Source organism: Flavobacterium sp. AC105 (genome assembly GCF_979258495.1).
Genome location: NZ_OZ409860.1, coordinates 1425350 through 1448539, shown reverse-complemented (window position 1 = coordinate 1448539; position 23190 = coordinate 1425350). Strand labels below are relative to the sequence as shown.

25 protein-coding genes are annotated in these 23190 nt (G+C 34.6%); all 25 read left to right on the top strand.

Translation table 11 applies throughout. The features are described from left to right. Nucleotides 1-16 precede the first annotated feature (16 nt). The 25 genes from ACZ0AH_RS06560 (at nucleotide 17) to ACZ0AH_RS06440 (ending at nucleotide 23148) form a co-directional block, all read left to right on the top strand. Nucleotides 17-496 (top strand): DUF6691 family protein, encoded by a 480-nt coding sequence (locus ACZ0AH_RS06560; RefSeq protein WP_463475014.1) that lies wholly within the window; start codon nucleotides 17-19, stop codon nucleotides 494-496. A gap of 3 nt (nucleotides 497-499) precedes the next feature. Next, nucleotides 500-1018, top strand: coding sequence for a GNAT family N-acetyltransferase (locus ACZ0AH_RS06555; protein ID WP_463475013.1), 519 nt, complete (start codon nucleotides 500-502; stop codon nucleotides 1016-1018). A 191-nt stretch (nucleotides 1019-1209) separates the two neighbouring features. Then, nucleotides 1210-2787: a glycerol-3-phosphate dehydrogenase/oxidase gene (locus ACZ0AH_RS06550; protein WP_463475012.1), complete on the top strand. Its 1578-nt coding sequence runs from the start codon at nucleotides 1210-1212 to the stop codon at nucleotides 2785-2787. A 24-nt stretch (nucleotides 2788-2811) separates the two neighbouring features. Then, nucleotides 2812-4308 (top strand): glycerol kinase GlpK, encoded by a 1497-nt coding sequence (glpK, locus tag ACZ0AH_RS06545; protein ID WP_463475011.1) that lies wholly within the window; start codon nucleotides 2812-2814, stop codon nucleotides 4306-4308. 17 nt (nucleotides 4309-4325) lie between these two features. Further along, nucleotides 4326-5057, top strand: a complete 732-nt coding sequence (locus ACZ0AH_RS06540; protein WP_463475010.1) for an MIP/aquaporin family protein — start codon at nucleotides 4326-4328, stop codon at nucleotides 5055-5057. Nucleotides 5058-5481: 424 nt separating this feature from the next. Beyond that, nucleotides 5482-5943 carry a MarR family winged helix-turn-helix transcriptional regulator gene (locus ACZ0AH_RS06535; RefSeq protein ID WP_463475009.1) on the top strand — a complete coding sequence of 154 codons (462 nt, stop codon included), beginning with the start codon at nucleotides 5482-5484 and terminating at the stop codon, nucleotides 5941-5943. Nucleotides 5944-5948: 5 nt separating this feature from the next. Continuing rightward, nucleotides 5949-6581: an NAD(P)H-dependent oxidoreductase gene (locus ACZ0AH_RS06530; RefSeq protein WP_463475008.1), complete on the top strand. Its 633-nt coding sequence runs from the start codon at nucleotides 5949-5951 to the stop codon at nucleotides 6579-6581. Between the two features lie 32 nt (nucleotides 6582-6613). After that, nucleotides 6614-7180 (top strand): YceI family protein, encoded by a 567-nt coding sequence (locus tag ACZ0AH_RS06525; RefSeq protein WP_463475007.1) that lies wholly within the window; start codon nucleotides 6614-6616, stop codon nucleotides 7178-7180. Nucleotides 7181-7386: 206 nt separating this feature from the next. Further along, nucleotides 7387-8667 (top strand): hypothetical protein, encoded by a 1281-nt coding sequence (locus ACZ0AH_RS06520; RefSeq protein WP_463475006.1) that lies wholly within the window; start codon nucleotides 7387-7389, stop codon nucleotides 8665-8667. Between the two features lie 321 nt (nucleotides 8668-8988). Further along, complete coding sequence (locus ACZ0AH_RS06515; protein ID WP_463475005.1) at nucleotides 8989-10389, top strand: anthranilate synthase component I family protein; 1401 nt, start codon at nucleotides 8989-8991, stop codon at nucleotides 10387-10389. Between the two features lie 206 nt (nucleotides 10390-10595). Further along, a complete protein-coding gene (locus tag ACZ0AH_RS06510; RefSeq protein WP_463475004.1) occupies nucleotides 10596-11045 on the top strand; it encodes a hypothetical protein in 450 nt (149 codons plus the stop codon). Nucleotides 11046-11130: 85 nt separating this feature from the next. Continuing rightward, nucleotides 11131-11697 carry an anthranilate synthase component II gene (locus ACZ0AH_RS06505; RefSeq protein ID WP_127339513.1) on the top strand — a complete coding sequence of 189 codons (567 nt, stop codon included), beginning with the start codon at nucleotides 11131-11133 and terminating at the stop codon, nucleotides 11695-11697. Between the two features lie 76 nt (nucleotides 11698-11773). After that, entirely contained in the window at nucleotides 11774-12766 is a 993-nt protein-coding gene (gene trpD / locus ACZ0AH_RS06500; protein WP_463475003.1) for an anthranilate phosphoribosyltransferase, read from the top strand. Nucleotides 12767-12851: 85 nt separating this feature from the next. Further along, on the top strand, nucleotides 12852-13637 hold the full coding sequence (trpC, locus tag ACZ0AH_RS06495; RefSeq protein ID WP_463475002.1) for an indole-3-glycerol phosphate synthase TrpC: 786 nt from the start codon (nucleotides 12852-12854) through the stop codon (nucleotides 13635-13637). A gap of 139 nt (nucleotides 13638-13776) precedes the next feature. Continuing rightward, on the top strand, nucleotides 13777-14409 hold the full coding sequence (locus ACZ0AH_RS06490) for a phosphoribosylanthranilate isomerase (RefSeq protein WP_463475001.1): 633 nt from the start codon (nucleotides 13777-13779) through the stop codon (nucleotides 14407-14409). Between the two features lie 12 nt (nucleotides 14410-14421). Next, the gene (gene trpB / locus ACZ0AH_RS06485; protein ID WP_073395348.1) at nucleotides 14422-15603 is read left to right on the top strand and encodes a tryptophan synthase subunit beta; all 1182 of its coding nucleotides are present in this window, start codon (nucleotides 14422-14424) and stop codon (nucleotides 15601-15603) included. Between the two features lie 157 nt (nucleotides 15604-15760). Further along, nucleotides 15761-16078 (top strand): gamma-glutamylcyclotransferase family protein, encoded by a 318-nt coding sequence (locus tag ACZ0AH_RS06480; protein WP_463475000.1) that lies wholly within the window; start codon nucleotides 15761-15763, stop codon nucleotides 16076-16078. Nucleotides 16079-16128: 50 nt separating this feature from the next. Continuing rightward, complete coding sequence (locus ACZ0AH_RS06475; protein WP_463474999.1) at nucleotides 16129-16866, top strand: carbon-nitrogen hydrolase family protein; 738 nt, start codon at nucleotides 16129-16131, stop codon at nucleotides 16864-16866. Between the two features lie 158 nt (nucleotides 16867-17024). Beyond that, complete coding sequence (gene trpA, locus ACZ0AH_RS06470; protein ID WP_463474998.1) at nucleotides 17025-17786, top strand: tryptophan synthase subunit alpha; 762 nt, start codon at nucleotides 17025-17027, stop codon at nucleotides 17784-17786. A 48-nt stretch (nucleotides 17787-17834) separates the two neighbouring features. After that, entirely contained in the window at nucleotides 17835-18077 is a 243-nt protein-coding gene (locus ACZ0AH_RS06465; protein WP_463474997.1) for a hypothetical protein, read from the top strand. Next, nucleotides 18068-18385 carry a type II toxin-antitoxin system RelE/ParE family toxin gene (locus tag ACZ0AH_RS06460; RefSeq protein WP_463474996.1) on the top strand — a complete coding sequence of 106 codons (318 nt, stop codon included), beginning with the start codon at nucleotides 18068-18070 and terminating at the stop codon, nucleotides 18383-18385. Before ACZ0AH_RS06465 ends, ACZ0AH_RS06460 begins: the two co-directional genes overlap by 10 nt. A 138-nt stretch (nucleotides 18386-18523) precedes the next feature. Then, the gene (locus tag ACZ0AH_RS06455; RefSeq protein ID WP_463474995.1) at nucleotides 18524-19153 is read left to right on the top strand and encodes a TetR/AcrR family transcriptional regulator; all 630 of its coding nucleotides are present in this window, start codon (nucleotides 18524-18526) and stop codon (nucleotides 19151-19153) included. Continuing rightward, nucleotides 19143-20462 (top strand): TolC family protein, encoded by a 1320-nt coding sequence (locus ACZ0AH_RS06450; protein WP_463474994.1) that lies wholly within the window; start codon nucleotides 19143-19145, stop codon nucleotides 20460-20462. Before ACZ0AH_RS06455 ends, ACZ0AH_RS06450 begins: the two co-directional genes overlap by 11 nt. A gap of 12 nt (nucleotides 20463-20474) precedes the next feature. After that, nucleotides 20475-21554: an HlyD family secretion protein gene (locus ACZ0AH_RS06445; protein ID WP_463474993.1), complete on the top strand. Its 1080-nt coding sequence runs from the start codon at nucleotides 20475-20477 to the stop codon at nucleotides 21552-21554. A gap of 4 nt (nucleotides 21555-21558) precedes the next feature. Then, complete coding sequence (locus tag ACZ0AH_RS06440; protein WP_463474992.1) at nucleotides 21559-23148, top strand: MDR family MFS transporter; 1590 nt, start codon at nucleotides 21559-21561, stop codon at nucleotides 23146-23148. The last annotated feature ends 42 nt before the right edge of the window (nucleotides 23149-23190 follow it).

Sequence of the window (23190 nt, the reverse complement as noted above, 5' to 3'; positions counted from 1 at the left end):
CTTTAAAATTTCAAAAATGAATAATTTAGAAAATAAAAATACAGATACAGAAGGAATCAACGGAAGCCAATTGAAAGATTCGGGATTCTCAAACTTAAAATATCTTTTGGTTGGAATCTTTTTTGGAATTGTATTTGTAAAGGCCGAAATCATCAGTTGGTTTCGTATTCAGGAAATGTTTCAGTTACAATCTTTCTTTATGTATGGCGTAATTGGAAGCGCTGTCGTGGTTGGAATAATTTCGATTCAGATCATTAAAAGATTCAATATAAAAACCATTCAGGGCGAAAAAATCGAAATTCAGCCTAAAGTTTTCAGTAAAGGACAAATTTATGGCGGATTGCTGTTTGGTTTTGGCTGGGCCATTACCGGCGCTTGTCCCGGACCACTTTTTGCTCAAATTGGAACTGGAGTTACGGTAATTGTAGTTACCTTATTAAGTGCTATTTTAGGAACCTGGTTTTATGGTTTAATTAAAGATAAATTGCCTCATTAAAAAATGAATACAACTGCAGAATTAATATTGCGAAAAGCAAATCTTTCAGAAGTGCCTCAAATTTGGGAAATTTTACAAGACGCTATTGAACAAAGACGATTGGAAGGAAGCAAACAATGGCAAGACGGTTATCCCAACGAAACTTCAATTGAAAATGATATAAATAATGGTTGTGGATACGTACTTACAGAAAACGAAACTATTTTATGTTATGCCGCCATCATTTTTGATATAGAACCTGCTTATGAAGATATAGAAGGCAAATGGCTCACTAATGGCGATTATGTTGTTGTACATCGTGTGGCTGTTTCTAAATCTGCAAAAGGAAAAGGCATTGCTACAAAACTTTTTGAAAACATAGAGGATTTAGCAGTCCAAAATACTATATACAGCATCAAAGTAGACACCAATTTTGACAATGTTCCGATGTTGAAAATTTTGGACCGATTAAATTATACTTATTGTGGCGAAGTATATTTTAGAGGATCCGCACGAAAAGCATTTGAAAAAAAGTTGGTTTGAAATTATAAAACAAACTGATTCATAAATATTTTAAGTACAATATTAAACCCGACAGATTTAAAAAAAATCTGTCGGGTTTTTGTTTTAGTTTTAATTCTAATACAAAAAAACTTATTCTGGCATATTGGTTTCATTTTGTTTCATTAAGTTTACTAGTAGATAATAAATCTTACAAAAATAAAACTTACAATATGAAACGTTCCGAACAATTATTGAAATTAAAAAATACTGAAAAATGGGACGTAATTGTAATAGGCGGCGGAGCAAGCGGTCTTGGAACTGCTCTCGATGCCGTAAGCAGAGGCTACAAAACAATTTTAGTTGAAGCCGTAGATTTTGCAAAAGGAACCTCAAGCAGAAGCACCAAACTTGTTCACGGCGGCGTGCGCTATTTAGAACAAGGAGACATTCATTTGGTTAGGGAAGCTTTGAAAGAAAGAGGTTTAATGGCAAAAAATGCCGGTCATTTAGTAAAAAATCAATCTTTTGTAATTCCCAATTACAATTGGTGGGGTGGTTCGTTTTATACCATCGGATTGAAGATTTATGATTTATTATCCGGACGTTTAAGTTTAGGAAGTTCAAAATACATTTCGAAGAAAAAAACGATCGAAATGCTTCCTGCCGTTGAACAAAAAGATTTAGTAAGCGGCGTTATTTATCACGACGGACAATTTGATGATTCACGTCTGGCGATTAATATTGCTCAGACAGCAGTAGAAAAAGGAGCTTGTATTTTAAATTATTCAAAAGTCGTAAACTTATTAAAAAATGATAAAAACCAGGTTATTGGTGTTCAGGCAATCGATCATGAAACCGGCGACAGATATGACATAAAAGGATCTGCAATTATTAATGCAACCGGAGTTTTTACAAATGCGATAATGAAATTAAACGATAAAGTTTACAAAAAATATATCGTTCCGAGCCAGGGAATTCACCTTGTGTTTGATCGATCTTTTTTACCCGGAGATCACGCTTTAATGGTTCCGAAAACCAGTGACGGAAGGGTTTTATTTGCTGTTCCGTGGCACAATCGCATTGTTGTGGGAACGACAGATACCTTAATCAGAAAACACAGTTTAGAACCTATTGCACTGGAAAGTGAAATTGAATTTGTATTGCAAACTGCGCAACGCTTTTTAGCAAAAAAACCAACCAGAGCCGATGTTTTATCTGTTTATGCAGGTTTGCGCCCTTTGGCAGCTCCAAAAGAAGAAGGAAAAAGTACCAAAGAAGTTTCCAGAAGCCATAAAATTATTGTTTCTGAAACGGGCTTAATCACTATTACCGGAGGAAAATGGACAACATACAGAAAAATTTCTGAAGATATTATCGACAAAGCAATCAAAATAGGCAAACTATCTAATAAAGAGTGCAATACAGAGCATCTTTCCATTCATGGAAATAAAATTACAACTACTTTAGACCGAGAAAACCACTTATATATTTATGGTTCGGATATTCCGCATATTACCGAATTGCAGCGAAACGAAATAGGATTAAACGAAAAACTGCATCCAAATCACGAATTTACAATGGCCGAAGTTGTTTGGGCGATTCGATATGAAATGGCCAGAACAGTTGATGATATTTTAGCCAGACGTGTTCGTTTATTATTCCTGGATGCGAGAGCTGCAATCGAATCTTCTGAAAAAGTAGCCCGATTACTGGCTCAGGAATTGGGACATGACGAAGCCTGGATAAACAAAGAAATTGCACATTTTAAAGATATTTCAAAAGGATTTCTTTTATCAGAATTCAGATAAACTTTATTAATACATAATATAGGTATGCAAAATAAATTAATATTGGCATTAGATCAGGGAACAACTTCCTCCAGGGCTATTGTCTTTAATCATAGTGGCGAAATTGTAAGCATTTCTCAAAAACCGTTTAAACAAATTTTTCCAAAACCGGGATGGGTTGAACACGACCCAAACGAAATCTGGTCTTCTCAAATAAGCGTAGCTGCAGAAGTAATCGCAAAAGTGGGAATCTCAGGCAGAGAAGTTGCCGCAATCGGGATAACGAATCAGCGCGAAACAACTATTGTCTGGGACAGAGAAACCAGCGAACCTATTTATAATGCAATTGTCTGGCAGGATCGCAGAACTGCAAAATATTGTGATGAATTAAAAGCTCAGGGTCATGCCGAAATGATTCAGAACAAAACAGGCTTAATTCTGGATGCTTATTTCTCCGGAACAAAAGTCAAATGGATTCTCGACAATGTATCAGGAGCACGTGAAAAAGCAGAACAGGGAAAACTTTGTTTTGGAACTGTTGATACGTGGTTAATCTGGAAACTGACGCGCAGTAAGTTATTTATGACCGATGTTTCTAACGCCAGCAGAACTTTATTATTCAACATTCATACTTTAGAATGGGATAATGAATTATTAGAATTGTTTGATATTCCGCGGGCAATGTTGCCGGAAGTAAAACAAAGCAGTGAAATTTATGGCGAAACCTCTACTACTCTGTTTTCAACAAAAATTCCGATTGCCGGAGTTGCCGGAGATCAGCAAGCGGCACTTTTTGGTCAATTATGCACCACTTCGGGAATGGTAAAAAACACGTACGGAACAGGTTGTTTTATGTTAATGAATACCGGCGAAAAACCTATTCTTTCCACAAATAACTTATTAACGACGATTGCCTGGAAGATCAACGGAAAAACAACTTACGCTTTAGAAGGCAGCGTTTTTGTTGGAGGCGCCGCTGTACAATGGCTAAGGGACGGGGCAAAAATGATTAATTCATCAGAAGAAATCGAGACTTTAGCGTCTACAGTTCCTGACAACGGTGGCGTTTATTTTGTACCTGCCCTAACCGGTTTAGGAGCGCCACATTGGGATCAATATGCCAGAGGCGCAATAGTTGGAATAACCAGAGGAACTACAAATGGGCATATCGCCAGAGCAACTTTAGAAGGAATTGCGTATCAGGTAAATGACTTAATTAAAGCAATGGAAGCTGATTTTGGACATAAAGGAATTGAACTAAGAGTAGACGGTGGCGCTGCAAATAACAATTTATTGCTGCAATTTCAATCGGATATTTTTGGTACCAAAGTTACGCGGCCAAAAACATTAGAAACAACAGCTTTGGGAGCTGCCTATTTAGCCGGACTTGCTGTTGGATATTGGGAAAATATAGACGAATTGAATGAACAATGGTCAATCGATAGAATATTTTCGCCTGAAATGGAAAAAGAAGAAGTGGCCAAACTTGTAAAAAACTGGGATAAAGCTGTTGGACGCGCATCAGACTGGATTGAAGAATAATATAAAACCCTAAAAATATGACTCCTTTTACAGCAGAAATTCTAGGCACAATGATCATGATGTTATTAGGAAATGGCGTTGTTGCAAATGTTGTTCTTAAAGACACTAAAGGAAATAATTCAGGCTGGATGGTCATTTGTTCGGCTTGGGCGTTTGCCGTTTTTGCAGGTGTAACTGTTGCGGGGCCAATTAGTGGCGCACATTTAAATCCAATTGTTACGCTTGGCTTGGCTTTTATTGGTAAATTTAGTTGGGATTTAGTTCCCACTTATATATTAGGTGAAATGATTGGGGCAATGTTAGGCGCTTTTTTAGTATGGTTGTCTTATAAAGACCATTTTGCCGCAACAGAAGATGAAGGAGCGAAACTCGCCTGTTTTTCTACAAGTCCGGCAATCAAAAATAATGTTTCAAACCTTATAAGTGAAGTAATTGCATCTTTCGTCTTAATTTTTTCTGTCTTTTATATTGCAGGTCCAAGCCTTACACTAGCATCAGATACACATGCAATAATAGGTTTAGGAACCATAGGGGCACTTCCGGTTGCAATAGTAGTTTGGGTAATTGGCTTATCATTAGGAGGCACAACCGGATATGCTATTAATCCCGCAAGAGATTTAGGGCCAAGAATCATGCATGCTATTTTACCTATAAAAGGAAGCAGCAATTGGCAATATGCGTGGATTCCTGTTTTGGGGCCAATAATTGGAGCAGGTTTAGCAGCTGCATTATACTTAGCCATTAATTAATTTGATATTAAAAAAAAACCTTATTTTCTGGGCGTGCCACCATCCTGATAAAAGGTCAAATTTACGTTACGGTTATTCGCCCTCTTATCAGGATGCTGTCGGGCTATCGCTCAGTGGCGGAGTACTCCTATCACTCACGCAAACAAACTTTCGTGGAATTACAGAACTTAAAAATTCAGGATTATTTTATCAACTTTTTTAAGTCTTTCAATTTAAGCAAACATAATTTGGATTTAAACTATAGTTAAATATCATAAAAACAATATTTTAAATCAAAGAAATTATAGTATTTTTATACCAACTATATCGGATTTATATAGTTATAATAACGCATGATTTCAATTAACAAAAAATTAACCTAACATTTGTATATACAACTATTAAAAGTTATACATTTGTATATACAAATTATACACTTACGACTATGACAATTGAAGAGGTTATAAAAAGTACAGTTAAGATGGATAATGCGAAAAAAGTTATTCTGAATATCATGTACACGCAGAACGTAATTCAGGATCATTTCAGCGAGTTGATGAAACCGTATGACTTATCCGGAGAACAATATAATGTGTTACGTATACTAAGAGGACAAAAAGGAAAACCTGCTAATATGTGTGTCATACAAGAACGCATGCTTGCAAAAACAAGTAATACAACCCGATTAGTAGACAAATTATTATTGAAGGATTTTGTTACCAGAAATGTTTGCCCTGGCAATAGACGTAAAATCGAAGTCTCAATCACCCAAAAAGGGTTAGACGTATTAAAAGAATTAGACCCGAAAGTAGATGAACACGAGCGTTTGTTTGCTAAGAATATAAGCCCGGAAGAATTAGAATTATTAAATCAGTTATTAGAAAAATACCGAACCCAACAAAATTAATTTTTATGAGTACATTATTAGAAAAATTGAACTGGAGATATGCAACCAAAAAATTTGATGCAACCAAAAAAGTATCTTCAGAAGATTTAAATACATTAAAAGAAGCGGTTAGATTAAGTGCTTCATCATACGGATTACAGCCTTATAAAGTTGTTATCGTAGAGAATCCTGAAATCAGAGAGCAATTAAAAGCTGCTGCTTACGGACAAACTCAAATTACAGATGCATCACAATTATTCATTTTTGCAAATGATTTAAATGTTGGTCCTGAAGCTGTAGATGCTTACATCAAAAATATCAGCGAAACAAGAGGCGTTCCTGCTGAGGCATTAGGCGGATTCAGCGATATGATGAAAGGTACAATCGCTAACTTATCAGACGATCATAAAAATATCTGGACAGCAAAACAAACTTATATTGCTTTAGGATTTTTATTAAGCGCTGCTTCTGAATTAAAAATCGATGCAACTCCAATGGAAGGATTTAATGCTGCTGCATTCAATGAAATCTTAGGTTTTGACAAATTAGGTTTAAACGCAACTGTTATTGCTACTGTTGGTTACAGACATAGCGAAGACGAAACGCAACATTACAAAAAAGTTAGAAAATCTCACGAAGAATTATTTATCACTATATAATTATTATTAATCCAAAATCAATTTTAAACAACATGAAAAATTTAAAAACAATTGCAATAGCATTATTCGTAGCAGCGGCTAGTATTTCAGTAAATGCTCAAACTAAAAAAATCGACGCAAAAGCAAGTACTATCAAATGGGTAGGAAAAAAAGTAACTGGAGAACACTCTGGAACTGTAAACTTTAAAGACGGAGCGGTAGTTTTCAAAGGAAAAAAATTAACTGGTGGTAGTTTCACAGTTGACATGACTTCATTAACTTCTACAGATTTAACTGGAGAATACCAAGGAAAATTAAACGGTCACTTGAAATCACCAGATTTCTTCAGTACTGAAAAATTCCCAACTGCAAAATTAGTTTTCAAAACTATCGGAGCAAAATCAGCTGACGTTTACACTGTAACTGCTGATTTAACTATAAAAGGAATTACTAATCCGGTAACTTTTGATATTACTGTAGCTGGAAACACTGCTACAACAGCTTTCAAAGTAGACAGAACTAAATACGATATCAAATACAACTCTGGTAACTTTTTCGAAAACTTAGGAGACAAAACTATCAATGATGATTTCGAATTAGCAATAGCTTTAAAATTCTAATATTTCTTAGACTTACTAGTTCTTAATAAGAAAAACCCCAATGGTTGAAGACTATTGGGGTTTCTTTTTGCATTATTTTCAAAAAAATAACATTCTTAATATTTACGTAACACTTTCGTAATAACATATAGGTTTTTGATTAACATTCGGCTTCTAATTTTGGGGTAATTAAAAAAAGAACAAAATTAGAAATCACAATTATAGCTATGAAAACACAAATACGTATTGCAATTGTTACGCTATTTAGCACTTTTCTTCTACAAGCACAACAACCGTCAAAGGGAATTATTGGCAACACAAACTGGATGAACAACTGGACCAATTTTAAACCAGCCAATACTGAATATAGCGAAGCTACAAACATCATTGCAGGAACGATTGACAAAGATATGAGACTAACCAAACGCAATACGTATCAATTAGTTGGTATTGTGTACGTTACTAATAATGCCGTTTTAACAATTGAGCCGGGAACCGTTATTCGCGGAGATGATAAAACCTGCGGAACTCTTGTTATTACAAATGGTGCAAAAATTGTAGCTGAAGGCCTGGAAACAGATCCAATTGTTTTTACTTCGAATAAAGATATTTTAGACAGAAAACCTGGCGATTGGGGCGGAATTATTATTCTTGGAAAAGCTCCGATAAATACGATGGGCGGCATACATACACTTCCGTTTGATCTTGATCCAGCTTTAAATCATTATGGAGGTCAGGATGCAGAAGATAATTCAGGAATTTTAAAATATGTTCGCATTGAATATGCCGGGCGAAAACTAAGTTCACTTAAAGAACTTAACGGACTTTCATTGGCCGGAGTTGGGAGAAAAACCGAATTAAACAGTATTCAGATTAGTTTTTCGAATGATGATTCTTTCGAAAGTTATGGCGGAGATTTAATTATGAATAACTTAATATCTTACAGAACTACTGATGATGATTTCGATTTTACACAAGGAGTTCAATGTAATATCAGCAATAGTATTGCGATTCGTCATCCATTTTCATCTGATATTTCGGGTTCAAGATGTTTTGAAGTTGACTCATATGACAAAATTTCAAATACAGATATGACCAAAAAATTAACCAAAATAAATGCCAGCAATATTACCTTAGTTAATCTTGAAGAAAACAATCAGGGACTTGTAAGAGAATCTGTTTATGTGAGAGAAAATACATTTTTTAGTTTAACAAATAGTATTGTTTCCGGTTTTACCCCTTTTGTTTTATTAGAGTCAAATATTGGTGACGGAGAAGTTAATTTGTCTAAAATTACACTCAAAAATCTGGTAATAAACAATTGTAATGGAGGAATTATAAGCGAATCCGGCGGTGGAAATCCGGCAATTGATAAATATTATGGAGATCCTTCATTCTTTTTAAGCTATACAAAACTTAAAAACAGTGAATTGTTTACAATGCCTAATATCAAAGGAAATCCTGACTTTAGAATGAACCAAAACAATACTTTGGCAATTGGAAATTAAGTTTTTAAAATCAATCTATTCTGTTGAAATTTAACAAAATTCCAAATTAAGAAAAGATTTTTTTGAAATTTTATGTATCGTAATCCAAATTACATTTATATATTTGTCACATCAAAAGAAAATAAAAAAACAGCTTTTGCAAATATGAAAACATTAATGAACAATACTTGGTGGTGGAAGAATTTACGTCAAACGTCGTGAACTAAGCTTCCTATGGTATTTTCAAAACTATAAATATAAAAGGCTTGTCATCACGACAAGCCTTTTTTTTTGGTCAAAACTCAATTGAAAAAATATATTAAAAATTAAAAACAACATACTTTGAAACCTTTTATACTCAACACACATTACAAACAGATTCTGGCAGACACGATTACGCCGGTCAGTATTTACTTTAAGATCAGAGATAAATTCCCAAATAGTTTATTGTTGGAAAGTAGTGATTATCACGGAAATGATAACAGTTTCTCGTATATCTGCTGTAATCCGATTGCAACAATTAAAATCGAAAACGAAATCATTTCTAAAACTTTTCCTGACGGAACAACCCAGCAAATCAATATTGATGCTTCGACTAATATTCCGGAAGTAATTCAGGAATTTTCAAGTCAGTTTAAATCAGAAAAAAATGACTTTAAATTCATCAACAACGGTTTATTCGGATACATATCTTATGATGCTGTTCGTTATTTCGAGAAAGTATCAATAGCCAAAAAAGACAATGCAACTTCTATTCCCGATGTTTTTTATGCCGTTTACCAAAACATAATCGCCATTAATCACTTTAAAAACGAAGCATACATTTTTTGTCATAGTGTTGATGGAAGAAATAATATTTCGGAAATCGAACAATTATTACAATCCAGAAATATTGCATCATACAAATTCACCAAAGAAGGCGAAGGTTTTTCTAACTTAACTGATGATGAATTTAAGCACAATGTGGCTTTAGCTAAAAAACATTGTTTCCGTGGAGACGTTTTTCAATTGGTTTTATCACGTCGTTTTACACAAGGTTTTAAAGGTGATGAATTCAACGTTTATCGCGCTTTAAGAAGCATAAATCCATCTCCGTATTTATTCTTTTTTGATTATGGAGATTTCAAAATATTTGGGTCTTCGCCCGAAGCACAAATTATCGTAAAAAACAGAAAAGCCGAAATTCACCCCATCGCTGGAACTTTTAAAAGAACAGGAAATGACGAACGCGATGCACTTTTAGCCAAAGAACTATCAGAAGATAAAAAAGAAAACAGCGAACACGTAATGCTAGTTGATTTGGCCAGAAATGATTTAAGCCGAAACGGACATGATGTAAACGTAGAGAAATACAGAGAAGTTCAGTTTTTCTCGCACGTCATTCACTTAGTTTCTAAAGTTACGGGACATTTGCATGAAAAAGCAACTACAATGCAGGTTGTTGCAGATACTTTTCCGGCAGGAACTTTGAGCGGCGCACCAAAACACAGAGCCATGCAATTGATTGAAGATTACGAAAAAACAAATCGTAATTTTTACGGAGGCGCAATTGGTTTCATGGATTTCGCAGGCAACTTTAATCACGCTATTATGATCCGAACTTTCCTGAGCAAAAATCACCAGTTGCATTGCCAGGCCGGCGCCGGAATCGTTGCCAGCTCAGACGAAGAAAGCGAAATGCAGGAAGTGTATAACAAATTAAGAGCCTTGAATACAGCGTTGGAAATGGCGGAGAAAATTTAGTAATCAGTATTCAGCTTTTTAGTATTCAGTCGCAGTGACTGGGACACAGCATGATTAGCAATATATCTCCCGGGGTTGAAACCTCGGGCAATGTTTGAAAAGCAAATATAAAAGGAATGCCATATAAACATAGCCAACGGTTTCAACAGTTGGGACAAAGATTGGCATAACCAGAAACAAACCATAAAAACATAAACCAAAAAATTATGAGAAATATAATTCCCTTTTTGATTGCAATTTTATTATTCGCTTCATGCGAAACAAAGAAAGAATCAAACGTACTTCCGTTAACAGGAACCTGGCGTCTAATATCTGTAGAAACGACTCAAAAAGATTCGACGTTCTCGACTTTTAATCCAAAAACGAAAATGATTAAAATTATAAATGACACTCATTTTGCTTTTTTCAATCATGATTTAAATAACGGGAAAGACAGCACATCCGTCGTATTTTTTGGCGGAGGCGGAAAATATACTTTAAAGGATAGTATTTACACCGAAAATCTGGAATACTTCAACAACCGCCAATGGGAAAATGGAAAATTTGAGTTTACCGTGAAAATCAAAAATGACACGTTAACTCAAAAAGGAATCGAAAAAGTAGAAAAATTAGGAATCGACCGAATCATTACAGAAAAATACGTTCGAGAAAAATAGAAATAATCAGTTTTCAGTTGCAGTTTTCAGTCACAGATCAAAAACTTAGTAACTCAGAACCTTAGCAACTTAGCACCTCAAAAAAATGAAAAAAATATTAGTTATAGACAATTACGATAGTTTTACTTATAATTTAGTGCACTATTTAGAAGATTTAAACTGTGAAGTTACGGTTTACAGAAACGACGAATTTGATATTGACGAAATCGCTTCTTTCGATAAAATATTACTTTCTCCAGGGCCAGGAATTCCGGATGAAGCTGGTTTATTAAAAGCTGTAATTCAGAAATACGCACCAACAAAAAGCATTCTTGGAGTTTGTTTAGGACAACAAGCAATTGGAGAAGTTTTTGGCGGAACACTTTCTAACCTTGATAAAGTATATCACGGCGTTGCCACAAACGTAAAAACAGTAGTTTCAGACGAAATTTTGTTTGAAGGTTTAGGAAATGAATTTGAAGTTGGAAGATATCATTCGTGGGTTGTAGATGCGAATTTACCGGAAGTTCTTGAAGCAACTTCAATCGACGAAAACGGACAAATTATGTCACTAAGACACAAAACTTTTGATGTAAGAGGCGTTCAGTTTCATCCGGAAAGTGTTTTGACTCCAAAAGGAAAATTGATTTTGGAAAATTGGATTAAAAGTTAGTATTCAGTCTCAGTTTACAGTCTCAGTAAAAAAACTTAGCATCTCAGAATCTTAGCAACTTAGAATCTTAAAAAAAATGAAAACTATATTAAATAAATTAATCAATCACGAAGTGCTTTCAAAAGAAGAAGCCAAAAACGTATTGATTAATATCTCAAGCGGAAGTTATAATCCAAGTCAGATTTCGGCATTTTTGACCGTGTTTATGATGCGCAGTATTACGATTGAAGAGCTTTCGGGTTTTCGCGAAGCATTATTAGAATTATGCATTCGCGTTGATTTATCGGCTTACAATACGATCGATTTATGCGGAACGGGTGGTGACGGAAAAGACACTTTCAATATCTCAACTTTGGCATCGTTTATATCAGCCGGAGCGGGAATAAAAGTCGCAAAACACGGAAATTACGGCGTTTCATCCATTTCAGGATCAAGCAACGTGATGGAAAAAATGGGAATTAAATTCAGTAATGATCCTGGGTTTTTAGAGAAATGTATCGACAAAGCCGGAATCTGTGTTTTGCACGCTCCCCTATTTCACCCTGCAATGAAAAACGTTGGACCAATACGAAAAGAATTGGCCGTAAAAACATTCTTTAATATGTTGGGGCCAATGGTAAATCCATCTTTCCCAAAAAATCAATTGGTTGGTGTTTTCAATTTAGAATTAGCCAGAATGTATGCTTATTTATATCAAAATACCGATATCAATTTTACCATCTTACATTCGCTTGACGGATATGATGAAATCTCTTTAACCGGACCAACCAAAACAATAACATCACACATGGAAGGTATGTTAAACCCTTCAGATTTTGGCGTTCGTCTTTTATCGCAAACGGAAATCGAAGGCGGAAAAACCATCGAAGAATCGGCAGATATGTTTATCAATATTCTTTCAGGAAAAGGAACTGAAGCGCAAAACAATGTCGTTTTAGCCAATGCCGCAATGGCAATTGCAACGGTTACAAAATGTTCGCCTTTAGAAGGTTTTGAATTAGCAAAAGAAAGCTTATTGTCTGGAAAAGGATTAAAAGCATTACAGACATTACAAGAATTAAGTAAGTAAAAAAATAGTTTCTTTTGTTTCAGGTTTCAAGTTTCAAGTTAGTTGGAACGTGAAACCTGAAACTTGAAACCTGAAACAAAATAAGATGAATATTTTAGATAAAATAATATTTGATAAACAAAGAGAAGTCGTTCTTAAAAAATCGATTATTCCGGTTTCGCAATTGGAAAGTTCAGTGTTTTTTGGAAGAGAAACAATTTCTTTAAGTCAAAAATTGAGAACAAGCTCAACCGGAATTATTGCAGAACACAAACGTCGTTCGCCTTCAAAATCGGTTATTAATCACAGTTTTACAGTTGAGGAAGTGGTAAAAGGATATGAAAATGCAGGCGCTTGCGGAATTTCAGTTTTAACAGACGGGAAATATTTTGGAGGTTCTCTTGACGATTTACTTTTAGCAAGAGCAAGTGTAAATATTCCGCTTTTGCGAAAAGAATTTATTGTTGATGAATACCAAATTCTGGAAGCCAAAGCTTTTGGAGCCGATTTGATTTTATTGATTGCAGCGGTTTTGACCCGCGAAGAAATCAAATCATTATCTGAATTTGCAAAGAAATTAGGTTTAGAAGTGCTATTGGAAGTTCACAACCAAGAAGAATTAGAAAAATCGATTATGCCGAGTTTAGACATGATTGGTGTGAATAACAGAAACCTAAAAACTTTTGAAGTTAGCCTGGATTTCAGCAAACAACTGGCATCAAAAATTCCGGATGATTTTGTAAAAGTTTCTGAAAGTGGCATTTCGTCAATAGAAGCCATTTCTGAGCTTAGACCTTACGGTTACAATGGATTCTTAATTGGAGAAAACTTCATGAAAACTGATAACGCCGGAAAAGCAGCGACAGAATTTATTAAAAATTTGAGCGTATAAAAATAGCCACGAATTCACGAATGATAATAAATAAATTCGTGAATTCGTGGCGAAAAAAAACTTTGCGCCTTTGAGCCTTCGTGGCAAAAAATAAAAAAACTTAGTGTCTTAGCGCCTTCGTGGCAAAAACAACAAAAAAATGAAACTCAAAATATGCGGCATGAAATATCCAGATAATATCCTTGAGGTAGGTGCACTCCTACCCGATTATATGGGATTTATTTTCTGGGAGAAATCCGCTCGATATTTTAACGGAGAAATTCCGGAACTGATAGAAACAATCAAAAAAGTGGGCGTTTTTGTCAATCAAAGTCAGGACGAAATTCTTGAAAAAGTTGTAAAATACAATTTACAAGCTGTTCAGTTACACGGAAATGAATCTGTTGAATTTTTATCAGCATTAAAAAAACAATTGCCAAAGAAAATCGAAATCATCAAAGTATTTTCTGCCGATGAGAATTTTGATTTCGAAATCATAAAACCTTTCGAACCAGTTTGTGATTACTTTATGTTTGATACCAAAGGAAAATTACCCGGCGGAAACGGAACTACTTTTGACTGGACTATATTAAAAAAATACAATTCGAAAAAGCCGTTCTTTTTGAGCGGTGGAATCGGAATAAATGAATTAAAAGCGATCGAAGAAATTTCAAAAACAAATCTTCCTATTTATGCTGTCGATATAAATAGTAAATTTGAAATCGAACCGGGGCTAAAAAACAAAAATCTATTTAGCAATTTCAAACGAAAATTTGATGTTGCCAACTTTTAAAATTGGAATAAAATGAATTTTAACGTCAACGAAAAAGGATATTACGGAGAATTTGGAGGAGCATATATTCCGGAAATGCTGTATCCAAATGTAGAAGAATTACGCCAGAATTATTTAAAAATCACCAGCGAACCGGATTTTAAAGCAGAATTTGATCAATTGCTAAAAGATTACGTTGGGCGTCCGAGTCCGCTTTATTTTGCAAAGCGTTTATCAGAAAAATACAATACAAAAGTTTATCTAAAAAGAGAAGACTTAAACCATACCGGTGCACACAAAGTAAACAATACAATTGGACAGATATTAGTTGCCAAGCGTCTGGGTAAAAAACGCATTATTGCCGAAACCGGAGCGGGTCAACATGGCGTTGCAACCGCTACAGTTTGTGCCTTAATGGGATTGCAATGTATCGTTTATATGGGCGAAATTGACATTGCACGTCAGGCACCAAACGTGGCCCGTATGAAAATGTTAGGCGCTGAGGTTCGTCCGGCACTTTCGGGTTCACGAACTTTAAAAGATGCTACAAACGAAGCGATTCGCGATTGGATCAACAATCCGGTTGATACACATTATATTATTGGATCGGCGATTGGTCCGCATCCTTATCCGGATATGGTGACGCGTTTTCAAAGTGTCATTTCTGAGGAAATAAAATGGCAGTTAAAAGAAAAAGAAGGGCGTGAAAATCCTGATTATGTTGTCGCTTGTATTGGTGGCGGAAGTAACGCTGCAGGAACGTATTACCACTTTTTACATGAACCTGAAGTTGGCATTATTGCCGTTGAAGCGGCCGGAAAAGGCGTCGATAGCGGTCACAGTGCAGCAACCAGTAAGTTAGGAAAAGTTGGAGTTATTCACGGTTGCAAAACCCTTTTGATGCAAACTCCAGACGGACAAATTACAGAGCCCTATTCAATTTCTGCAGGTTTAGATTATCCCGGAGTTGGTCCAATGCATGCACATTTGGCGCAAACAGGTCGCGGCGAATTCTTCTCTGTAACAGATGACGATGCGATGAATGCCGGTTTGCAGCTTACCAAATTAGAAGGAATTATTCCGGCGATCGAAAGCGCGCATGCTTTTGCGGTTTTAGATCAAAAGAAATTTAAACCTACGGATATTGTGGTAATCAGTCTTTCTGGTCGTGGCGACAAAGATTTAGACAATTATATTGATTATTTTAAATTATAATATAAGATTAATTTGGGCGTTATCCGCCGTGGCGTACGGGCTATCCGCTATATTTCCGATTTAGAAAAACAAGGCTTTTTAGCCGTAGTTTTTGTTAATCGGGAGATACCGCTCCTATCCCTAACGCAAAAAACAAACAACGAGAAAAATAGTAATTATGGAAAAGTTATTCTCATACGGAACATTAAGATCAAAACAAATTCAAATGCAGCTTTTCAACAAAGTTCTAACCGGAACTCCAGATCAGCTTTTGGGTTATAAACTAAAAAGCCTCCAAATTGAAGAAGAATTTGGAATGGCAGATTATGTTGTAGCTGTACCCAGCGCCGATTCTTCGGATCCTATACATGGTGTTGCTTTTACTATTTCTCCTTCAGATTTAGCAAAAGTAGATATATTCGAATCTAATGCTTACAAAAGAGTTCAGGTCACGTTGAAATCCGGAACCGCTGCATGGGTTTATATTGAAAGTTAATATCACAATCCCGCAAGACTTTGAAAACCTTGCAGAACAAAATATAAAAAATGATTTTAGCAGCAGCACAAACAAAACCAAAACGAGGAGATATTGAAACTAATTTATTAGATCATTATCATTATATCAATTTGGCTGCGCAAAATGGAGCGCAATTAATCGCATTTCCTGAAATGTCAATTACGGGTTATGAAAGAGAATATGCTCAAAAATTAGCTTTCAAAAAAGACGATTCAAGATTGGATCATTTAAAAAAGCTGGCTGTAGAAAATAATATTATTATTGTTGCCGGAGCGCCAATTGAAATTGGTTCTGAATTATTTATTGGAGAATTTGTAATTTTTCCTGATAATTCGGTTTCAATATATACGAAGCAATTTTTACATGAAGGAGAAGATGAATTTTTCTCTTCTTCTTTCGATTATAATCCGATGATTACGATTGAAGACCAAAAGATTTCATTTGCCATTTGTGCTGATATTGATAATCCGCTGCATCCGGAAAATGCCAGCAAAAAAGAAACTGATGTTTATATCGCCAGTATTTTCTTTTCGCCAAACGGAATTCCGAATGCTTATAGAAATCTGCAAAGTTATTCCCAAAAACACAAAATGAATGTTTTGATGTCGAATTTTAGTGGAGAATCCTGGGGATCGCCTTCGGCTGGACAAAGCGCTTTTTGGAATACTAAAGGTGAATTGGTTGCGCAAATGAATGATTCAGATTCCGGATTGTTAATTGTAGAAAAGCAAAATGATAATTGGATAAGTCGGGTTCTTCTCAATTAGCAAAGGTTCCTGCAAGGTTTTCAAAACCTTGTAGATATATTAAATAGGAAACAAAAAACACCTACAAGGTTTTGAAAACCTTGCAGGAGAAAAAATAAATACTAAAGTAAAATACCTAACAGGTTTTTGAAACCTGTTAGGGGAAAAAAATAAACGAAATGAACAGAATAACTCAAAAATTACAAGAAGATAAAAAGATACTTTCTATTTATTTTTCGGCTGGATATCCTAACTTAAGCGATACGGTTCAAATCATACAGGATTTAGAAAAAAATGGCGTTGATTTAATAGAAATTGGTTTGCCTTTTAGCGATCCTTTGGCCGATGGACCAACGATTCAGGCTAGTTCTACACAAGCGCTTCATAACGGAATGACGACTCAAATTCTTTTTGATCAGCTGAAGAACATCCGCGAAAGCGTAAAAATTCCGTTGATTATTATGGGATATTTTAATCCGATGTTACAATATGGAGTTGAAGAATTTTGTAAAAAATGTGCTGAAATTGGAATTGACGGATTAATTATTCCGGATTTACCAGTTGACGTTTATGCTGAAGAATACAAGGCAATTTTCGAAAAATACGGATTAATCAACGTTTTCTTAATTACACCACAAACTTCGGATGAGCGTATTCGCTTTATCGACAGCGTTTCAAACGGATTTATTTATATGGTAAGTTCTGCAAGTGTTACAGGTTCTCAATCTGGTTTTGGAAATACGCAGGAAAGCTATTTCGAAAGAATTGGAAACATGAATTTGAAAAATCCTCAAATTGTTGGTTTCGGAATTTCAAATAAAGAAACTTTTAATCAGGCAACTAAATTTGCAAAAGGCGCTATTATCGGAAGCGCTTTTATTAAGCATTTAAGCGAAAATGGTTCTGGAAAAATTAGTGATTTTGTTGGAGAGATTCGATAGACAAAAACTTTTACAATTATTTTGTACATTTGAATAAAATCAATTATCATGGATTTAGAAGCTCGCAAAATATCTTTCGTTCAGGAATTTCTAAGACTTGAAAGTGAAGAAATAGTTACTCATCTTGAAACAATACTTCACAAACAAAAAGTTGAATTATTGGACCAGGAAATGAAATCAATGAGTATTGATCAATTTAATAAGGAAATTGATCAATCTCTTGATGACGCTAAAAATGGCCGCATTATATCTGCAAAAGACTTACAATCTAAAATTAAAAAATGGGATTAACAGTTTATTGGACACAATTGGCTGAAGATAAACTTAATGACATTTTTGAATACTACAAATTTAAGGCAGGAATTAAAGTTGCTCAAACTTTAGTAAATGGAATAATCGATATTTCATTTTCTTTGGAATTCAATGCTTACGGTGGACAAAAAGAAGAACTTCTGTCAAAAAAAGCTGAAGATTTTAGATATTTAATTTTCAAAAAATATAAAATAATCTACTGGATAGACGAACAAAGACAGATTGTATATGTTTCAAATATTTTTGATACAAGACAAAATCCACAAAAACTTACTCTGGGAAAATAATAGCATTTGTAATTACTTAGGAATATAATATGCATAAAACCACTACATGGTTTTCTGTTAATATTATGTTAAAATAAAATTAAACAACTGTTTAATTTAAACACTTGTTTAATTTTGTATCCGATTAGAAACAATACCATGTCAAACATCGAATTAAACGATAAAAAAATCCAGATTCTTGAAGTTGCTGAAAAGCTATTTTCAGAGAAAGGATTCGAAGGTACATCGATACGGGATATCTCAAAACATGCAAAAATAAATATTGCAATGGTTTCGTATTATTTTGGATCTAAGGAACGTTTGCTGGAAGCCTTAATTATTTACAAAACTTCTGACATTAAACTTCAATTAGATAATTTATTAAAGGAAAATCTTGAACCTCTTGATAAAGTCAATAAATTAATCGAAATTTACATTAACAGAATCAATTGTAACAGAGGGATTTACAGAATTTTGCATTTTGAGCTTACTTCAAAAAACAGAGAACAAAACTTGCTTGCTTTCACAGAACTTAAAAAAGGAAATTTAAAATCTGTAGAAACTATAATTCAGGAAGGTCAAGCCAAGGGCGTTTTTAGAAAAGATGTAATTATTCCGCTAATAACACCAACGATAATGGGTACATTCTTTCACTTTCATATGAACAAACCTTTTTTTGAGGAACTTCTTAACTTAAACACAGAAAAGTTATACAATGATTACGTTCAAACCAGTCTTACAAAGCACATTCAACAAACTATAAAAGCGCTACTTGTTTATGAAAATTAGTCAATTAATGCTCTTTGGAGTTTTCTTTATCGGAATATCTTCAATAGAAGCACAAGAAAAAACAAGTTTAACCTTAGACGAAGCCGTGAAAATGGCCTGGGAAAAAAGTAACGAAGTTACACTTGCCAGTACTAGGGTAAACACAAAAAAGTACGAATTACAAACGGTAAAAAACAATCAATATCCTGACATTAAAGTATCTGGTCAATATCAGCGCCTTACAAAAGCATCGATTGATATGCCAAATCAGGGTGAAAGTTCATCTCTTGCATCTCCGGACAGGGCAATGCTTGGAATGGCAAATTTAAGCTTACCAATTTTTGCAGGATTTAAAATTCAAAATAGCATTGACGCATATAGTAATTTATATGAGGCTGAAAATGCAAATGCTGCTAAAACAAAAGAAGATGTTGCATTAAGAGTTATTACTTATTATACAGCACTATACAAAGCTCAAAAAACTTTGGATGTTTTAAATGAAAATCAAAAAAGCGCTAAACAGCGTGTTACTGATTTTACAGAATTAGAGAAAAACGGAATTATCCCGAGAAATGATTTATTAAAGTCACAATTATTAGTTTCAAAAACACAATTGAATATTGATGAAGCTACTAATAACCTTAATAATATCAACTTTTATCTAACTACTTTGCTTAAGCTGGATCCAGGTACAAAACTTCAGGTTAATGAAGAGGATTTCTTTAATTTAAAAACCAGTAATGCACCAACATCTGATTTGTTAGCACTTGAAAACAGAAAAGATTTAGAGGCAATTCGTCTTCAACAAAAAGCTTCAGAAGCAAATATTAAAGTTGCAAAAGCAGCCTACTATCCTACATTAGCATTACTTGGCGGTTATACTGCTTTAGATCTTAAAGACATTATAACGGTAAAATACGCCATGAATTTTGGATTAGGTTTAACGTATGATATCTCTGGAATTTACAAAAACAGCGCCCATGTAAGAGAAGCTGAAAGCAGAGCTATGGAAGTTAAAAATACAGAAGCCGTAATGACAGATCGTATTAAAGTTGAGGTTCAAAAATCTATTGAAGATTATGACCTGGCAATCAATCAAAGCGTTGTTTATGACGAAGCACTTCAACAAGCTGCTGAAAATTACAGACTTGTAAAAGATAAGTTCGACAATGGTTTAGCGGATACCAATGATTTGGTTGAAGCCGATGTTGAACAACTAAGTGCCAAAATTAATACTGCTGTGTCTAAAGCAACTATTATTCAAAAATATTACGAATTACTTTCAGTATCAGGACAATTATCTCAATCATTCAATCTTTCTAAAATATAATCGATAGCTCTCATGGAAAAGAAAAAAACAAATACTAAATTCATCATTATACTAACCGTATTGATTTTAGTGGGCGGAACTTACGGAATAACAAAATACATGCACTCTTTAGCGCACGAAGAAACAGATGATGCTCAGATAGAGAAAAAAATGAATCCAATTATCCCGAGAGTATCCGGATATATTAGCAAAGTGTATGTAAAAGATAATGATTTTGTAAAAAAAGGAGATACTTTATTTACTATCGATAAAAGAGATTATCAACTAAAAATTGATGAAGCTAATGCTGCTTTATTAGGATCTGAAGGTCAATACGAAGCTGCAAAAGCTGATATTGGAAGTGCAAATGCAAGCATCTCGGTTTCTGATGCAAACATGAGATCTGCAGGTGGTTCTATCGAAAGTGCAAAAATTAGATTGAGACAGCTTACAAACGATTTCAACCGTTACAATAATTTGTACAAAACCCATACAATTACAAAACAACAATTTGAACAGGCTCAAACTGCAAAAGATGAAGCTGAAAACCAGGTTCGTGTTTTAGAACAACAACAAAGAGCAAGTTCTTACCAAAAATCAGTAATTGAATCTAAATCTAAAGTTTCTGACAAACAAACTGAAGTTGCTGCTGCTAACATCAAAAGAGCAAAAACGATGCTTGATGTTGCTAAATTAAATCTTACGTATACTGTAGTAACAGCTGCAATTGACGGTCAGGTTTCTAAAGTTGATATTCAGCCGGGACAATTGGTTCAGCCAGGTCAGTCTTTGTTTTATATCATCAATAATACTGAAGCTTGGGTTGTTGCTAACTTTAAAGAAACGCAATTAAATAAAATGATTGTTGGACAAAAAGTTACCCTTAAAGTTGATGCGTATCCAAACTATGAGTTCAAAGGAACTTTAACTTCATTTTCACCAGCAACAGGATCTCGTTTTTCATTATTACCTCCTGATAACGCGACTGGAAACTTCGTAAAAACAATTCAGAGATTACCGGTAAAAATTAGTTTAGATGAATCAAACGATCCGGAAAAAGTAAAATTACTTAGACCAGGAATGAATGTTGATGTAGATGTACATTTAAAATAAAATAATGGCAACAGCAGTACAAGCAGACGACGATTTAGTAGAATACGGATACAGACGTGTCATAATCACGATTACGGCGGTACTTTGTGCCTTGCTGGAAATTGTAGATACGACAATTGTAAACGTAGCTCTAACAGACATGAGAGGTAGTCTTGGTGCTACTTTGACTGATGTGGCTTGGGTAATTACAGCATACGCTATTGCGAATGTTATTGTAATACCGATGACGAGTTGGCTATCACAGCAATTTGGAAGACGTAATTATTTTGTGGCCTCTATCATAATATTTACTGTCTGTTCCTTTTTGTGCGGAAATGCCAGTAATATTTGGGAACTAGTTGCTTTTAGGTTCGTACAAGGTATGGGTGGAGGAGCTTTGCTTGTGACCGCCCAGACTATTATTACCGAAAGTTATCCTATTGCCAAACGTGGAATGGCGCAGGCTATTTACGGAATGGGTGTAATTGTTGGTCCAACTTTAGGTCCGCCATTGGGAGGATATTTGGTAGATAATTATTCGTGGCCTTATATATTTTACATCAATATTCCGTTGGGAATTATTGCAACTATTCTGGCGCTTACTTTTGTAAGAAGTCCAAAATACGGAGAAAAATTAAAAGCAAATCAGGTCGACTGGTGGGGAATTATATTATTAGCTTCTTTTATTGGATCGCTTCAATTCGTTCTGGAACACGGACAACAAGACGATTGGTTTAATGATTCGCTTATTGTAACCTTAAGTGTTGTTACAGTTCTTGGATTAATATTATTTATTTGGAGAGAGCTTACTTATAAATACCCAATTGTAAATTTAAGTGTTTTAAAAGATGGAAATTTAAGAATTGGAACCATTATGTGTTTTATTCTTGGTTTTGGATTATACGGATCAACATTAATTATCCCAATTTACACGCAATCTATTTTAGGATGGACAGCAACTGATGCCGGATTATTATTGATTCCGGGTTCGATTACAACAGCGATCATGATGCCATTTGTTGGTAATATGATTCAAAAAGGAGTTCCGCAAGGTTATATGGTAGGAGTTGGATTTTTAGTTTTCTTCTTCTTTACTTTTATGATGCAGACCCGTATGACGCCTGACACCGGAGTTGAACATATGTATTGGCCTTTGATTTTAAGAGGAATTGGTTTAGGATTACTTTTTGTACCTATTACAACACTTTCACTTTCTACCTTAAAAGGAAAACATATTGGTGAAGGTGCTGCTTTTACCGGAATGATGAGACAATTAGGAGGATCATTTGGTATTGCAATCATTACCACTTTTATCACTCGTTTTAGTCAGGAACACAGAGTAAATCTGATCAACAATTTAGATCCTGCAAAATTTGATGTTCAACAGCGTATTGCAGGAATGCAAAGAGCGTTTATGGCAAAAGGATATAGCGCCGATGTTGCCCTTAAAAAAGCATATCAGGCTTTAGATTATGCTGTTTTAAAACAAAGTACAGTACTGTCATACATGGATATTTTCATGTATTTAGGAATAATGTTTTTATGTTGTATACCGATTATCCTTTTCATTAAAAAAGGAAAAAACAAGATTAATCCTGCTGATGCAATGCATTAATAATAATTGATTTATAATACGAAAAAGCCGAGTTATTTATTT

Excerpts from the sequence above, each read along its gene's own strand:
- trpB (WP_073395348.1), top strand. The coding sequence starts at position 14,422 with ATGAATTTTAACGTCAACGAAAAAGGATATTACGGAGAATTTGGAGGA.
- ACZ0AH_RS06475 (WP_463474999.1), top strand. The coding sequence starts at position 16,129 with ATGATTTTAGCAGCAGCACAAACAAAACCAAAACGAGGAGATATTGAA.
- trpC (WP_463475002.1), top strand. The coding sequence starts at position 12,852 with ATGAATATTTTAGATAAAATAATATTTGATAAACAAAGAGAAGTCGTT.
- ACZ0AH_RS06505 (WP_127339513.1), top strand. The coding sequence starts at position 11,131 with ATGAAAAAAATATTAGTTATAGACAATTACGATAGTTTTACTTATAAT.
- ACZ0AH_RS06510 (WP_463475004.1), top strand. The coding sequence starts at position 10,596 with ATGAGAAATATAATTCCCTTTTTGATTGCAATTTTATTATTCGCTTCA.
- ACZ0AH_RS06455 (WP_463474995.1), top strand. The coding sequence starts at position 18,524 with ATGTCAAACATCGAATTAAACGATAAAAAAATCCAGATTCTTGAAGTT.
- glpK (WP_463475011.1), top strand. The coding sequence starts at position 2,812 with ATGCAAAATAAATTAATATTGGCATTAGATCAGGGAACAACTTCCTCC.
- ACZ0AH_RS06560 (WP_463475014.1), top strand. The coding sequence starts at position 17 with ATGAATAATTTAGAAAATAAAAATACAGATACAGAAGGAATCAACGGA.
- ACZ0AH_RS06535 (WP_463475009.1), top strand. The coding sequence starts at position 5,482 with ATGACAATTGAAGAGGTTATAAAAAGTACAGTTAAGATGGATAATGCG.
- ACZ0AH_RS06530 (WP_463475008.1), top strand. The coding sequence starts at position 5,949 with ATGAGTACATTATTAGAAAAATTGAACTGGAGATATGCAACCAAAAAA.
- ACZ0AH_RS06520 (WP_463475006.1), top strand. The coding sequence starts at position 7,387 with ATGAAAACACAAATACGTATTGCAATTGTTACGCTATTTAGCACTTTT.
- ACZ0AH_RS06450 (WP_463474994.1), top strand. The coding sequence starts at position 19,143 with ATGAAAATTAGTCAATTAATGCTCTTTGGAGTTTTCTTTATCGGAATA.
- ACZ0AH_RS06525 (WP_463475007.1), top strand. The coding sequence starts at position 6,614 with ATGAAAAATTTAAAAACAATTGCAATAGCATTATTCGTAGCAGCGGCT.
- ACZ0AH_RS06440 (WP_463474992.1), top strand. The coding sequence starts at position 21,559 with ATGGCAACAGCAGTACAAGCAGACGACGATTTAGTAGAATACGGATAC.
- ACZ0AH_RS06550 (WP_463475012.1), top strand. The coding sequence starts at position 1,210 with ATGAAACGTTCCGAACAATTATTGAAATTAAAAAATACTGAAAAATGG.
- ACZ0AH_RS06490 (WP_463475001.1), top strand. The coding sequence starts at position 13,777 with ATGAAACTCAAAATATGCGGCATGAAATATCCAGATAATATCCTTGAG.
- ACZ0AH_RS06480 (WP_463475000.1), top strand. The coding sequence starts at position 15,761 with ATGGAAAAGTTATTCTCATACGGAACATTAAGATCAAAACAAATTCAA.
- ACZ0AH_RS06540 (WP_463475010.1), top strand. The coding sequence starts at position 4,326 with ATGACTCCTTTTACAGCAGAAATTCTAGGCACAATGATCATGATGTTA.
- trpD (WP_463475003.1), top strand. The coding sequence starts at position 11,774 with ATGAAAACTATATTAAATAAATTAATCAATCACGAAGTGCTTTCAAAA.
- ACZ0AH_RS06460 (WP_463474996.1), top strand. The coding sequence starts at position 18,068 with ATGGGATTAACAGTTTATTGGACACAATTGGCTGAAGATAAACTTAAT.
- ACZ0AH_RS06465 (WP_463474997.1), top strand. The coding sequence starts at position 17,835 with ATGGATTTAGAAGCTCGCAAAATATCTTTCGTTCAGGAATTTCTAAGA.
- trpA (WP_463474998.1), top strand. The coding sequence starts at position 17,025 with ATGAACAGAATAACTCAAAAATTACAAGAAGATAAAAAGATACTTTCT.
- ACZ0AH_RS06445 (WP_463474993.1), top strand. The coding sequence starts at position 20,475 with ATGGAAAAGAAAAAAACAAATACTAAATTCATCATTATACTAACCGTA.
- ACZ0AH_RS06555 (WP_463475013.1), top strand. The coding sequence starts at position 500 with ATGAATACAACTGCAGAATTAATATTGCGAAAAGCAAATCTTTCAGAA.